Annotated in this window: 10 protein-coding genes; 5 read left to right on the top strand and 5 right to left on the bottom strand. The window is 69.0% G+C overall.

Annotation, left to right across the window (positions count from 1 at the left end; genetic code table 11):
* Positions 1–40: 40 nt before the first annotated feature.
* From gcvH to SLW56_RS06830, 3 genes are all read left to right on the top strand, one after another.
* Entirely contained in the window at positions 41–436 is a 396-nt protein-coding gene (gcvH, locus tag SLW56_RS06840) for a glycine cleavage system protein GcvH (RefSeq protein ID WP_017910465.1), read from the top strand.
* A 467-nt stretch (positions 437–903) separates the two neighbouring features.
* On the top strand, positions 904–1,353 hold the full coding sequence (locus SLW56_RS06835) for a hypothetical protein (RefSeq protein ID WP_152237215.1): 450 nt from the start codon (positions 904–906) through the stop codon (positions 1,351–1,353).
* 323 nt (positions 1,354–1,676) lie between these two features.
* Entirely contained in the window at positions 1,677–2,132 is a 456-nt protein-coding gene (locus SLW56_RS06830) for a hypothetical protein (RefSeq protein ID WP_010344200.1), read from the top strand.
* A 1,617-nt stretch (positions 2,133–3,749) separates the two neighbouring features.
* Here SLW56_RS06830 and SLW56_RS06825 read toward each other — a convergent pair.
* Complete coding sequence (locus SLW56_RS06825) at positions 3,750–5,138, bottom strand: serine hydrolase domain-containing protein (RefSeq protein ID WP_267083639.1); 1,389 nt, start codon at positions 5,136–5,138, stop codon at positions 3,750–3,752.
* Between the two features lie 336 nt (positions 5,139–5,474).
* Positions 5,475–7,073: a choline dehydrogenase gene (locus SLW56_RS06820; RefSeq protein ID WP_267083638.1), complete on the bottom strand. Its 1,599-nt coding sequence runs from the start codon at positions 7,071–7,073 to the stop codon at positions 5,475–5,477.
* Positions 7,074–7,282: 209 nt separating this feature from the next.
* Between SLW56_RS06820 and SLW56_RS06815 the strand changes: the two genes are divergently transcribed.
* Both SLW56_RS06815 and SLW56_RS06810 read left to right on the top strand, forming a co-directional pair.
* Entirely contained in the window at positions 7,283–8,629 is a 1,347-nt protein-coding gene (locus SLW56_RS06815) for an MFS transporter (protein WP_267083637.1), read from the top strand.
* A gap of 82 nt (positions 8,630–8,711) precedes the next feature.
* Positions 8,712–9,065 (top strand): DUF1304 domain-containing protein, encoded by a 354-nt coding sequence (locus SLW56_RS06810; RefSeq protein WP_043095030.1) that lies wholly within the window; start codon positions 8,712–8,714, stop codon positions 9,063–9,065.
* Positions 9,066–9,107: 42 nt separating this feature from the next.
* Here SLW56_RS06810 and SLW56_RS06805 read toward each other — a convergent pair whose 3' ends face one another.
* From SLW56_RS06805 to SLW56_RS06795, 3 genes are all read right to left on the bottom strand, one after another.
* Complete coding sequence (locus SLW56_RS06805) at positions 9,108–9,590, bottom strand: hotdog fold domain-containing protein (RefSeq protein WP_267083636.1); 483 nt, start codon at positions 9,588–9,590, stop codon at positions 9,108–9,110.
* Positions 9,591–9,658: 68 nt separating this feature from the next.
* Positions 9,659–12,145, bottom strand: coding sequence for an acyl-CoA dehydrogenase (locus tag SLW56_RS06800; RefSeq protein WP_320694542.1), 2,487 nt, complete (start codon positions 12,143–12,145; stop codon positions 9,659–9,661).
* A complete protein-coding gene (locus tag SLW56_RS06795; protein WP_267092592.1) occupies positions 12,142–13,062 on the bottom strand; it encodes an alpha/beta hydrolase in 921 nt (306 codons plus the stop codon). The genes SLW56_RS06800 and SLW56_RS06795 overlap by 4 nt, the downstream gene beginning before the upstream one ends.
* Between the last annotated feature and the right edge of the window lie 4 nt (positions 13,063–13,066).

The raw sequence follows: 13,066 nt of genomic DNA, 5'->3' as shown, positions 1-13,066 counted from the left end.
GACTCCCATCCTCGATACCGTCTTCTTCCGGAGCAGCCCCATGAGCGAGATCCCTGGCGACCTCAAATTCCTCAAGTCCCACGAGTGGGCCCGCGTCGAGGGCAACGGTCGCGTGACCATCGGCATTTCCGACCACGCCCAGGGCCTGCTCGGCGACCTGGTCTACGTCGAACTGCCGAACGTCGGCGATCACGTCGAAGCCGGCAACGGCGTGGCCGTGGTCGAGTCGGTCAAGGCCGCCTCCGACGTGTACAGCCCGCTCAGCGGCAAGGTCGTCGAGGTCAACACCGCGCTGAGCGACAAGCCGGAAACGATCAACGAGGACGCCTACGGCGAAGGCTGGATCCTGGTGCTGGAAGCGGACGATGCCGAGCAGTTGAACGAACTGCTGTCGCCGGACGAGTACGCCGAACTGCTCGAGGACGACGGCCACTGAGCCGACCGCCCATCGCGATACCCGAACCGGCCGCCCAGGGCGGCCGGTTTCTTTTTGGGCGCGGCTCGGCGAACTCGCCAGCGTTCGTGCGTCGGCAGCGCCATTCTCGGCATGGCGATCCCGGAACGCGCGTCGCCTGCGTCGCCGCGTGCGTCGCTGCGAAGACCATGTGAGGTCGCCGCCGGGCGTACCGCGAGCGCAGCGTGTTCGTCGCGTCTGGCGGAGACCGATGCCGACGACCCGCGCGTCGGCCGGCGCCGGTTTTCCGACGCGGCGCAGGTGCAGCGCGGCGTGGAGGCACAACGTGGGTCGGCGACGCGCGGGCATCGGCGATGCGGTGTGCGCTGCTCGCGTCGCCGATGCATGGCGGCGCGGTGCGTGCCGGCGCCAGTCGATCACCTCTGCGAGCTGTTTCGGTCGACACGACCGTGCAACGGCATCGCCCGAGGACGCGTTGGCGACTTGGCATGGAGGTGGGCGAGGGCAGTCGTGCGCGTCGCGGTGTGTCGGCGACGTGCGTGCAGGTCGTGTCGCGGTGGCGCGATGCGGCGCCACCCGGCGACGCGGCACGCATGCATCGCGCGCGTCGTGAGCGCCGCACGACGCAAAAAAGTTTGCGCACTTTTGCGCATTTGCACTTGTGCGATGCCGGAACCGCGTGCGGTCGCGAAATTTTTTTTCAGCTAGCGGACAGGCTGGCGTGCATCGCCGCGGTTCCCGCCGACGCTTCGCCGCTGCCTGCCCGCAACGCGATCGAGGCAGTGTGTCGTTACAGAAAACACGGAAATTTCCCTGCTTTTTTTGCATGCGCCGTTTTCCTCGCGGCGTCGGCGTCGGCGATCGGCGGCGTCGGCAAGGCGGCCAGTGCGGCATGCGGCGTCGGTGGCGCGCGCGCCATCGAAAAAAAAATTGCGTAGAAGTGTTGACAGTAAAAAAAACCGTGATTAGGTTTCGCCCAGCAGACGTTGCTGCGCAAGCGAGTGAATCGGATCGACATCAAAACGCGAAGCACAACTTGGACATCCGCCAGGAACCCGAAGATGGTGGAGTTGGAGTCGCTTCCCTCCGAGAAACGCAACGTCTCCCCTGGCATCGCACCCGTATCGCTATCCGGTACGGGTGTTTCTGTATCCGATCCGGCCCGCAGCGCGCGCCGGCGGTTCCCGCAGGCGGAGCATCGCCGCGAGGTTGCTTTAACTGGGCATTTTCAATCCATAGTTCACTGACGAGGAGCCATCCCATGGCGACGAAAAAAGCTGCGAAAAAGCCGGCCGCTAAGAAGGCGGTCAAGAAGACTGCCGCCAAGAAGCCGGCAGCGAAGAAGGTTTCGGTAAAGAAGGCGGTCAAGAAGGTCGCCAAGAAGGTGGCCAAGAAGGTCGCCAAGGTGAAGAAGGCGGTCAAGAAGGCCGTCGCCAAGAAGGCAGTGAAGAAGACGGCGAAGAAGGCCGCCACCAAGAAGACCGCCAAGAAGGCCGTCGCCAAGAAGGCGGTGAAGAAGACCGCGAAGAAGGCTGCGACCAAGAAGACCGCTGCCAAGAAGACGGTGAAGAAGTCGGCTGCCAAGAAGCCGGCCGCGAAGAAGGCAACTGCGAAGAAGGCCACCGCCAAGAAGACCGTGGCGAAGAAGAAGCCGGCCGCTCGCAAGAAGAAGGCCGCTCCGGTCGCGCTGCCGGCCACGCCCGCGCCGCTGATCTGATCCATCCCGATCGCTGTTCCTAGACTCTCTCCCCGGTGCCCAGCGGGGAGGGAGTTTTTTATGTGCGGCATCCTGCCGCGCGCGCTCGCAGTCCCGGTTGTGGGAGGCACTTCAGTCCCGACCGGAGAGTACCTCCGTGGTGCCTTCGTCCGACGATCCCGCGGCGTCCGTCTTCTCGATCCACGCTGGCCCTTCCCTGTGCCTTGCTTGCCAGGCTGCGACGTGGACATCGCGCCTGTGCCTGTCGCATCGAAAACGGACGCGGCAAGCCGCGTCGTCTCCGTGCCACGGTCGGCGCCTGCGGGCAGGGCAACGCATCCACCTGATCTCCCTGGCATGCACGTGCGGCCTGGGCAGCCACGCGAGTACCGGGAGGCGCGGGCAGTTATCGTCGGCGTGAACTTACGCGACAGCTACGCCGGCAACGACACGACGGTAGGCGGCAGCAAAGGCCGTCATATCGCGTTCAATGGATCGCCCCTGGCCTGGATCGACCGACCGTCGGGATCGGGGCCGCCACAGCAGCCGGAACGCCTGGCATTCGCCGCCCCAGCCAAGGCGTTGCGTGGGCACTTGCAGCGCGTCAGCGCGCCTTGCCCGCCTCCACTCCGCATCACGGGTTTTTCCCGCGTATCCGTGGACTGAGGTGGGTCTCCCCGCCTGCTTTCGCCACACTCCCGCCGGATGCAGTCTGTCCTGTGGGAGTCGACTGTCGTGCAGCCGCGACAAGCGAAGCCGAAAGCCGGCCGACACCCTCCGTGGTCGGGACTGAAGTCCCTCCCACAGTGCACCCGGTAGGTCCGTCGCAAGCCCCTGTGGGAGCGGATTCAGCCACGACGGGCTTTGTCTGGAATGCCCGTCGCTGCTGAAGCGACTTCCACAGTGGCTTGCGAGCTCGCCGGGTGGCTGTGGGAGGGACTTCAGTCCCGACGCATTGGGCCATCGGAAAGCACCCACCACGTCGCGCGTCGCGGTTGCACGACAGTCGACTCCCGCAGGAGGCTTCTCGTCGGTCGTTATCGAAGGCGTCCCGCAGCCGCGCCTCGCGCGCTGCTCCGCGCACGTCGGCGATGGTGCACCGGGTTGCCAGCACGCCAACGGCAGCCTGCGGCGATGCGGGGCGCAGCGACACCAGATGCCGGATCGCGATCAATGCCGAGAGGGCGCGGCGTGTGCCCTGTGCGCGATCTTGGAAGCGGCGGTGCGCCACCACCCTCACCGCGGCCGTACGCGGGCGCTCCGAGCGCCTGCTGCCGCTGGGGGACGCAGTCGCCGATCGTTCGTCCAGGCATGACGTCGGCGTTGCGGCCACACTTTTATGGCCCGCTCGTTCCGGCGCATCGCCGCAGCCGGGACAGGACTGCGTCCCCGCGCCTGGAAGAAGGGCGCACGCAGCGCAGGTCAGCGCTGCAGACAGCAGAAAGGCGGTTCGCGCGCCCGTTCGCGAGGATGCTGCGCGAGCGCGCGGTCAGTGCGGCGGAGACCGCGCCGTGTCGTTGCTGCGGGAATGGCACCGCGTCCCAGCCGGGAAGGGGCACACGCGGCGCAGGTCAGCGCTGCAGACAGCAGAAAGGCGGCTTGCGCCGCCTTCTGCGAGGATGCTGCCGGAGGCCGCGCTCAGTGCGGCGAGGCCACCGACTTGGACGAGGACGCGCCCTTCTTGTCCTTCGGGTCCGGACGCTCGGCCATCAGGTTGTCGCTGCCGAAGTCGGTGTCCACGTCCAGCCAGCGCTGCGCCGGCAGGCCGATGGCGCGGTCGAGCACGGTCGGCAGCAGGCCCGAGGGCAGGCCGCTTTCGCCGTTCCACAGGATGGCCACGCCGAGGTCGCGTTCCGGCACCAGCGCGATCAGGCCGCGGTAGCCCTGCACCGCGCCGGCATGGAAGATCACCTGGTGGCCGGAGTAGTCGAACACGCGCCAACCCAGCGCGTAGCTGGCCGAGTTGACCCGCGCGCGGCGCCAGCCCGAGCGCATCTCGCCCGGGGTGAGGATCAGCGGCGCGTGCAGGGTCGCCAGCAGCGGCTCCGGCAGCACGTCGGGACGATGCCCGGTCTGTGCGATCAGCCACTGCGCCATGTCGCTGATGCTGGCGTTGACGCCGGCGGCCGGCGCCAGGCGGTAGTAGGTCGGCTTGGGCGTCAGCGACACCCAGCCGTTGCGGCTGCGCACATGCGGGCGCGCCCAGCGCGGGCTGGCCTGGATGCCGGCCAGGCCCATGCTGGCGTCGTTCATGCCCAGCGGCTTGAAGATGCGGCGCTCCACCGACTGCTCGTAGAAGCTGCCGGACGCGGCGAACACCACGTCGCCGATCAGGCTGAAGGCGACGTTCTGGTAGGCGTAGCACTCGCCCGGCGCGCACTTCAGCGGCGCATAGGCCAGCTTGTGGCTGAGCGTGTAGTAGTCGATGTTGGATTCGACGTCGCGGTCGTAGGCGTTGTAGGTGAGGCCGACGCGGTGGCTGAGCAGGTCGGCGACGTTCAACTGGCGCGTGGCGACCGGGTCGCTGAGCTGGAAGCCGGGCACGTAGTCGACGACCTTGCTGTCCCAGCGCAGGGTGCCGTCGTTGACCAGCAAGCCGGCCATGGTGCCGGCGAACGCCTTGGACAGCGAGGCCAGGCGGAACACGGTGTGCGCATCGACCTGCTCGGGGCGGTTGACGTCGGTGACGCCGTAGCCGCGCGCGCTGAGCACCTGGCCGTTGTGCACGATGGCCATCGCCAGGCCGGGCACGCGCTCGCCATAGGTCAACTGTTCGGCCACCGACTCCAGCGCGGCGACGTCGAAGTCCTTGGCCAGCGGCAGCACCTGGCTCTGGGTGAGCGAAGCGCGGTAGGGCAGCGGCTGGGTCGGCGAGGTGTAGTGCGTGGCTTCGGTGTGCAGCGGCGGCGGCAGCGGTTGTGCGGGCGCCGGCGTCTGTGCGGTGGAGGACATCGCAAAGGGCAGCAATGCCCCCAGCAACCCGGTTGCCACCGGTCGAAGGAGCCGGTGCCTGCTGTTCTGTGTCATTGCGCCTGAGGCCTGTGAGGTGCTGCCGGCCACGATTCTAGCGCCGGATTTCTCGAATGCACAAACTGGGAGAAGATGAATAGGCATCGCCTTGATCCTGCTGGGGATTTCCCGCCTCGGACGGGGGTGTGCAGGCCTGCCGGCGGAGCGGTGGCGGGGACTGCGGCGGATACCCACGGACATGCAATCGCCGTGCCGCGCACGGCTTGCCTAGCCCCTCTCCCCCCGGGAGAGGGGTTGGGGTGAGGGTAGGTCACGCAGCAGCGGATCTACCGCCTCGATACTCGTGCGCTCGCCCCCTCCCGCAGCATCGTGCATCCCCCCGCAGCCGCCGCCTCACCCCTCCCGCAGCACAGCCCGCCCACGGATCAGATCCGCAGCACGCTCGGCGATCATCATCGTCGGGCCGTTGGTGTTGCCGCTGACCAGGCGCGGCATCACCGAGGCGTCGACCACGCGCAGGCCGTCGAGACCGCGCAGGCGCAGCTGCGGGTCGACCACCGCCTGCGCATCGCTGCCCATCCGGCAGGTGCCGATCGGGTGATAGATGGTTTCGGCCTTGGCGCGGATGAAGGCGATCAGCCCGGCCTCGTCCAGGTCCTCGCGTGCCGGCAGCAGCGGCGCGCCGCGCCATGCATCGAACGCCGGCTGCTGCAGGATGTGCCGCGCCAGGCGCGCGCATTCCACCAGCATGCGCAGGTCGAAGCCGTCGGGATCGCTCAGGTAGTTGGCCTGGATCCGCGCCGGCGTGCGCGGGTCGGCGTCGTTGAGCGCGATGCGGCCGCGGCTGCGCGGCTGCAGGTGGCAGGCGTGCAGGGTGAAGCCGTCGCCGGGCAGGCGGTTGCGGCCGTGGTCGTCGAGCATGGCCGGCACGAAGTGCAACTGGATGTCGGCGCGCGCGTCCGGCGCCAATGGCGAGCGGATGAAGCCGCCGGCCTCGGCGATGTTGCTGCTGCCGGCGCCGCGGTGCCCACGCAGGAAATAGTCGAAGGCGATCTTGGCCTGGTTGCGACGGTCGTAGCTGATCCCCGGGCGGGTGCGGTACAGCGTGCACACGTCCAGGTGATCCTGCAGGTTGGCGCCGACCTGCGGCTGGTCCAGCTGCACCGCGATGCCGTGGCGGCGCAGCGCATCGGCCGGGCCGATGCCCGAGAGCATCAGCAGCTGCGGCGAGTTCACCGCGCCGGCGCTGAGCAGCGTTTCGCGCGCGGCGCGCGCCTGCACCTCGCGGCCGTCCTGCGCATAGGCGACGCCGACCACGCGTCCACTTTCGATCAGCAGGCGCAGCACCAGCGCGTCGGTGACCACCTGCAGGTTGTCCCGCGCGTGCGCCGGCGCTAGGTAGGCGACCGCGGCCGAGCAGCGTGCGCCGTCCTTCTGGGTGACCTGGTACAGGCCCACGCCTTGCTGCTGCGGGCCGTTGAAATCGGGATTGTGCGGGAAGCCCGCTTCCTGCGCGGCCGCGATGAACACGTCCGAGAGTGGGTTGTGGTAGCGCAGGTCGGAGACGTGCAGCGGGCCGTCGCCGCCGTGCAGCGCATCGCCACCGCGGCTGTTGCATTCGCTGCGGCGGAAGTAGGGCAGCACGCCGCGCCAGTCCCAGCCGTCGGCGCCGTCGGCCGCCCAGTCGTCGTAGTCGGCGGGCACGCCGCGCACGTAGCACATCGCGTTGATCGAGCTGGAGCCGCCCAGCACCTTGCCGCGCGGCCACCACAGGCGGCGGTCGTTCAAGGCCGGCTCGGCCTCGGTCAGGTAGTTCCAGTTGATGCGGCGGTTGCTGGCCAGGCGCGCCAGGCCCGCGGGCATGTGGATGAAGGGATTGCGGTCGCGCGGCCCGGCCTCGATCAGCAGCACCTTGCAGTCGCGGTCCTCGCTCAGGCGGTTGGCGAGCACGCAGCCGGCCGAGCCTGCGCCGATGATGATGTAGTCGTACACCCGCGGTGTCCCCTGAGTTCCTGGCGCCGACGCTAGTCGCCGAGGATAGAGCATATGCTCGGCGCGGCCGTTCGCCGCGCGCGATGCGCGTACGGCGCGGGCGGTGGATCGCGCACGCGCTGGCGGTGTTGCGGTGCATCAGCTACCGTGCGCGTTTTCCGCCCCCCGAAAATCGCCATGTCCCGTTCCTGCGCCAGGGTCCGTCGCCAATGAGCGCCACCCCGCATGCCCCCGGTGCGCTGGCGCGGCTGCGCGGTGCCCTGCGCGATTCGCCGCCGCTGGCGTGGGCATTCCTGTACTTCTTCTCGCTGCTCAGCGGCTACTACGTGTTGCGGCCGGTGCGCGAGGCGATGGGCGCCTCCGCCGACGTGGCCGCGGTGTTCCCGCCGGCGATGATCGCGTTCTTCGCCGCGCACGGCATGCCGCTGAAGGAATTCGCGCTGCAGGTGCTGTTCACCTGCACCTTCCTGATCATGTTGTTGCTGCAGCCGATCTACGGGGCGCTGGTCAGCCGCTATCCGCGGCGGGTGTTCCTGCCGGTGGTGTACGGCTTCTTCATCGCCACGCTGCTGCTGTTCTACGTGCTGTTCGACAGCGGCGTGCCCGGGCGCGGCATGGCCTTCTTCCTGTGGATTTCGGTGTTCAACCTGTTCGCGGTGGCGGTGTTCTGGAGCTTCATGGCCGATGTCTTCAGCAACACCGAAGCGCGCGCCTGCTACGGCTACATCGGCGCCGCCGGCACGCTCGGCGCGTTCCTGGGGCCGGTGATCGCCAGCAGCCTGGTCGAACGCATCGGCATCGCCAACCTGATGCTGGTGTCGGCCGGCTTCCTGGTGGTCAGCGTGGTGTGCCTGCTGCGCCTGCGGCTGTGGGCGGTCGCCCGCGAACGCGAGCGCGGCGTGGTCGGCGGCGAGGCGCCGATGGGCGGCGACGTGCTGGCCGGGCTGAAGCTGATCGCGCGCGAGCCGCTGCTGCGCTGGCTGGCGCTGATGTCGGTGTTCGGCGTGGGCGTGGGCACCCTGCTGTACAACGAACAGGCGGCGATCGTGCGCCGCCTGTATACCGATGCGGCGGCCAGTACCGCCTTCTACGCGAACATCGACCTGGCGGTGAACGCGGTGACCCTGGTGCTGCAGTTGCTGGTCACGCGCGCGCTGCTGTCGCGCTTCGGCATCGGGCCGGCGCTGCTGATCCCCGGCTGCGCGATCCTGCTCGGCTATTCCGTGCTGGCGGTGTCGCCGCTGCCGATGCTCGTGGCGGTGGTGCAGGTGGTGACCCGCGCCGGCGAGTTCTCCCTGGCCAAGCCGGCCCGCGAGACCCTGTACACCCGGGTCGGCCGCGAATGGCGCTACAAGGCCGGCGCGGCGATCGATACGGTGATCTACCGGGGCAGCGACCTCAGCTTCGCGTGGTTGTACAAGCTGCTGTCGGGGTTCGGCTCGCAGGTGGTGTTCGCCGCGGGCCTGCTGGCCGCCTCCGGCATGACCCTGGGCGCGTGGCGGCTGCTGCGCGAGGCGGCCAAGCTGCCGCCGGAACGCGCGCCGCCAACGCGCTGAGCCGGCGCCGCGTGGCGGGGGGCTGGCCGCCCATCGGGCCGCTGGCTATGCTGGCGCCCTGTCTCCTGTGCCGGATAGCACGATGATCCTGTTGGCTTCGATCCTGGTCGGCGCGGTCGCGCTGCTGCACGTGTACATCCTGGTGCTGGAGATGGTCCTGTGGACGCGTCCGCTGGGCATGAAGGTGTTCCGCAATTCGCCGGAGAAGGCGCAGGCCACGCGCGTGCTGGCGGCCAATCAGGGGCTCTACAACGGCTTCCTCGCCGCCGGCCTGGCCTGGGGCCTGGTCGCGCAGCGGGTCGACGTGATGCTGTTCTTCCTCGGCTGCGTGGTCGTGGCCGGCCTGTACGGCGGCTGGAGCGTCAGCCGCCGCATCGTGTTCGTGCAGGCGCTGCCGGCAGCGCTGGCGATCGCGGCCGTGCTGCTGGCGTACTGAGCCGCGTATCGCACACCGCACACCGCACACGCGACGCTGCGATCAGGGCGAGGCCGTGGCCGGCACGCGTGGCGACACCCACATGGCGATGCGCGCGAAGCACACCACGTGCTCGTGCGTATCGCGGATCTCCACGCTGACCGGCAGGTCGTAACCGCGCTCGGCGGCGACGATCGCCACGTCCGGCGTGGCCACCGCCTGCATCGGGCCGAGCGCCTTGCTGCGGTATTCCACCTGCATGCCCTTGGGGATCCAGCGCATCGACGGCGGCAGGCTGGCGTCGACCATCACTCCACCGGCCAGTTCCGCCAGGTTGCACAGCGCGATCGCGTGTACCGTGCCGATGTGGTTGCTGACCCGCCGCCGGTGCGCGATGCGCGCCTCGCAGCGGCCCGGCTCCAGGACGGTGATGCGCGGGGCGATGCTGGCGAAGTAGGGCGCCTTGAAGCACACCGCACGCGAGAACAGCCAGGATCCCCCGGGCCAGCCTTGCATGCGGCGGTAGAGCGAGAGCAGTCGGCTCATTGCAGTTCCCCCGAACGCACGACGGCGGACCGAAGTCCGCCGTCGTGGGTGTCGCATGGCCAGGACGATCAGGCCGCTTCGCGCGATTGCCCGTCGTCGGCCGCCGCCGCGGCACGCTGGTAGTAGCTCGCCGAGCGCAGTTCGTCGGTGTCGAAGTCGTCGACGCTGATCGTGTCCATGGTGATCTCGCGCAGCTCCTCCAGCTGACGGCGCTCGTCGGCCGACAGCACGCCTTGGCGCACCGCCTCGTCCAACTGCGAGACGAAGTCCAGCGATTCGATGCCCTTGCTCTTGAGCGCCTTCAGGAACTTGCGCTCCACCGGCTCGGCCAGCACCGCCTTGGTCAGGTAGCTGGCGATGCGGCCGCCGGGGTTGTTCTCGCACGGGGTCAGGAACACGCCCTGGCCCAGGCGATCGCGGGCTTCGTTCGGCGTCATCAGCAGCGCGGCGACGCGGTGGCCCAGGCGGTCGCCCGGCGCTTCGGCGCGGCGGCCCCACGGGAAGATCAGCGCCCACATCAGCCAGCCGACCGGACGGATCGGGAAGTTGCGCAGCGCCGCCGACAGCGCCAGCTCGATCTTGTGCACGCTGTCGTGGAAGGCCCAGGCCAGCAGCGGCTGGTCGGTGGCCGGCGCGCCGTCGTCGTGGTAGCGCTTGAGCATGGCGCTGGTCATGTAGATGTGGCTCAGCACGTCGCCCAGGCGTCCGGACAGCGACTCCTTGAACTTCAGCTTGCCGCCGAGCATCAGCATCGACACGTCGGCCATCAGCGCCAGGTTCGCCGAGTAGCGGTCCAGCTTGCGGAAGTAGCGGCGGGTGTAGGCATCGCCCGGCGCGGCGCCGATGCGTGCGGCGGTCAGGCCGAACCACAGCGAACGCACCGCGTTGGAGATGGCGAAGCCGATGTGGCCGAACAGGTTGCGGTCGAACTCGTCGACGCCGGCCTTGTGATCCGGATTGCCGGCGGCCTTCATCTCCTTCATCACCCACGGATGGCACAGGATCGCGCCCTGGCCGAAGATCAGCAGGCTGCGGGTCATGATGTTGGCGCCTTCCACGGTGATCGCGATCGGCGCGGCCTGCCAGCTGCGGCCGGCGAAGTTGCGCGGGCCGAGGATGATGCCCTTGCCGCCGACCACGTCCATCACGTCGCTGATGACCTCGCGGCTCATCGTGGTGCAGTGGTACTTGGCGATCGCCGACGGCACCGACGGCACGTCGCCGCGGTCCACCGCCGCGGCGGTGGCCTGCGACAGCGCGCTGATCGCATAGGCCTTGCCGCCGATCCGCGCCAGCGCCTCTTCCACGCCTTCGAAGCGGCCGACCGACAGGCCGAACTGCTTGCGGATGCGCGCATACGCGCCGGTGACGACCGCGCCGAACTTGGCGCCGCCGCTGGCGGTGGAGGGCAGGGTGATCGAGCGGCCGACGGCCAGGCACTCGTTGAGCATGTTCCAACCCTTGCCGACCATTTCCACGCCGCCGATCAACTGGCTCAGCGGGATGAACACTTCGCGGCCATGGATCGGGCCGTTCTGGAACGGCGAGTTCAGAGGGAAGTGGCGGCGGCCGATCTCGACCCCCGGGGTCTCGCGCGGCAGCAGCGCCAGGGTGATGCCGATGTCCTTGGTGTCGCCGATCAGGCCTTCCGGGTCGTACATGCGGAACGCCAGGCCGACCAGGGTCGCCACCGGGGCCAGGGTGATGTAGCGCTTGTCGAAGGTCAGCTTGACGCCGAGCACGTTGGCGCCGTTCCACTCGCCCTTGCAGACGATGCCGTAGTCGGGGATCGAGGTGGCATCGGAGCCGGCGAACGGACCGGTCAGGCCGAAGCAGGGCACTTCCTGGCCCACCGCCAGACGCGGCAGGTAGTAGTCCTTCTGCTCCTTGGAGCCGTAATGCAGCAGCAGTTCGCCCGGGCCCAGCGAGTTGGGCACGCCGACGGTGGAACTGACCACGCTGGAGACCGAGGCGATCTTCTGGATCACCTTGTGGTGGGCCAGCGCGGAGAAGCCCAGGCCGCCGTATTCCTTCGGGATGATCATGCCGAAGAACTTGTTCTTCTTGATGAAGCTCCAGATCTCCGGCGGCAGGTCGGCGTGGACGTGGGTGATTTCCCAGTCGTTGGTCATCCGGCACAGTTCTTCCACCGGGCCATCGAGGAAGGCCTGCTCTTCGGCGGTCAGCTGCGGCTTGGGATAGTTCAGCAGCTTCTGCCAGTCCGGGTCGCCGGTGAACAGCTCGCCTTCGAAGCCGACCGAGCCGGTTTCCAGAGCGATGCGCTCGGTCTGCGACAGCGGCGGCAGCACCTTGCGGAACACCTTCAGCATTGGCGCGGTGAGCAGCGGCTTGCGCACGAACGGCAACAGCAGCGGCATCGCAACCACCGCCAGCACGACGGCCGCGACGATGGTGGCGACGTGGTTGGCGCCGAGCAGCCAGCACGCGACCAGCAGCGTGGCGCTCAACGCGGCCCAGACGGCGAGCCGCATGCGGTGATAGGCGGCGAACGCGCCGGCCAGCAACAACACGAGGAAGGGGGCAATGATGCTCATGGGCGTGCTCCGGGGAGGTACTCGGTGACGGCGGACGGTGCGCCGGCGCAGGCCGGTGGCAGGGCGTCCAGGTAGTGCAACACAGTGGCGGTAAATGCGGCGTTGTCGTCGCCGGCCAGCATATGCGTGGCCTCGGGCAGATGCGCATGCTGCGCATGCGGCACCAGCGACAGGAACTCTTCGATGGTCTGCGGCGTGACCAGGTCGCTGCGGCCGCCGCTGATCAGCAGCAGCGGGCACTGCACGTGTGCGGCGGCCTGCGCGATCGCGCCCTGGTGCTGGTCGCTGTCGCGCGCCAGCTCTTCGACCAGGCGCGGGTCCCAGTGCCAGTACCAGCGGCCGTCGGCGTGTTGCCGCAGGACGCTGCGCAGCGCTTCGGGCGACTTGCGCGCGCGCTGCGGCAGGTAGGCGGCGATCGCGTCGCCGGCCTCGTCCAGGCTGGCGAAGCCCTGCGGATGCGCGGTCATGAAAGCGAGGATGCGCTCGACCCCGGCCGGCTGCCAGCGCGGGGTGATGTCCACCAGCACCATCGCGCGGAACAGGCCCGGCCAGCGCGATTCGGCGATCAGCCCGAACAGCCCGCCCATCGAGGCGGCGACCAGCACCGGTGGCGGCGACATCTCGCCGGCGATCACGATCAGGTCGTCGGTGAACTGCTCGCCGCGATAGGGCAGGTCCGCCGGGTTGCGTGCGGAGTCGCCATGGCCGCGCGCGTCGTAGGCGACGCTACGGTACCCATGCGCCTGCAGCGCCGCTGCGGTCGCCGACCAGGCATGCCGGGTCTGGCCGAAGCCATGCGCGAACAGCACCGATCCGGCCTCGCCGGGACCGGTGACGGTCGCGGCCAGCGCCAGCTCGCCGGCACCCGAGAGGGTAGCCGAGGCGGCATGCGGGACGGTGGCGGAAGCGGAAACCATACGA

This window comes from Xanthomonas sp. LF07-6 (genome assembly GCF_034105445.1).
GTDB lineage: Bacteria > Pseudomonadota > Gammaproteobacteria > Xanthomonadales > Xanthomonadaceae > Xanthomonas_A > Xanthomonas_A sontii.
The sequence above is the reverse complement of the archived record's forward strand: the minus strand, read 5'-3'. Positions and strand labels throughout refer to the sequence as shown.

Bases quoted from the DNA above. Each gene is read 5' to 3' on its own strand.
- gcvH (WP_017910465.1), top strand. From the start codon at position 41: ATGAGCGAGATCCCTGGCGACCTCAAATTCCTCAAGTCCCACGAGTGG.
- SLW56_RS06800 (WP_320694542.1), bottom strand. From the start codon at position 12,145: ATGAGCATCATTGCCCCCTTCCTCGTGTTGTTGCTGGCCGGCGCGTTC.
- SLW56_RS06825 (WP_267083639.1), bottom strand. From the start codon at position 5,138: ATGACACAGAACAGCAGGCACCGGCTCCTTCGACCGGTGGCAACCGGG.
- SLW56_RS06835 (WP_152237215.1), top strand. From the start codon at position 904: ATGGAGGTGGGCGAGGGCAGTCGTGCGCGTCGCGGTGTGTCGGCGACG.
- SLW56_RS06805 (WP_267083636.1), bottom strand. From the start codon at position 9,590: ATGAGCCGACTGCTCTCGCTCTACCGCCGCATGCAAGGCTGGCCCGGG.
- SLW56_RS06795 (WP_267092592.1), bottom strand. From the start codon at position 13,062: ATGGTTTCCGCTTCCGCCACCGTCCCGCATGCCGCCTCGGCTACCCTC.
- SLW56_RS06810 (WP_043095030.1), top strand. From the start codon at position 8,712: ATGATCCTGTTGGCTTCGATCCTGGTCGGCGCGGTCGCGCTGCTGCAC.
- SLW56_RS06830 (WP_010344200.1), top strand. From the start codon at position 1,677: ATGGCGACGAAAAAAGCTGCGAAAAAGCCGGCCGCTAAGAAGGCGGTC.
- SLW56_RS06815 (WP_267083637.1), top strand. From the start codon at position 7,283: ATGAGCGCCACCCCGCATGCCCCCGGTGCGCTGGCGCGGCTGCGCGGT.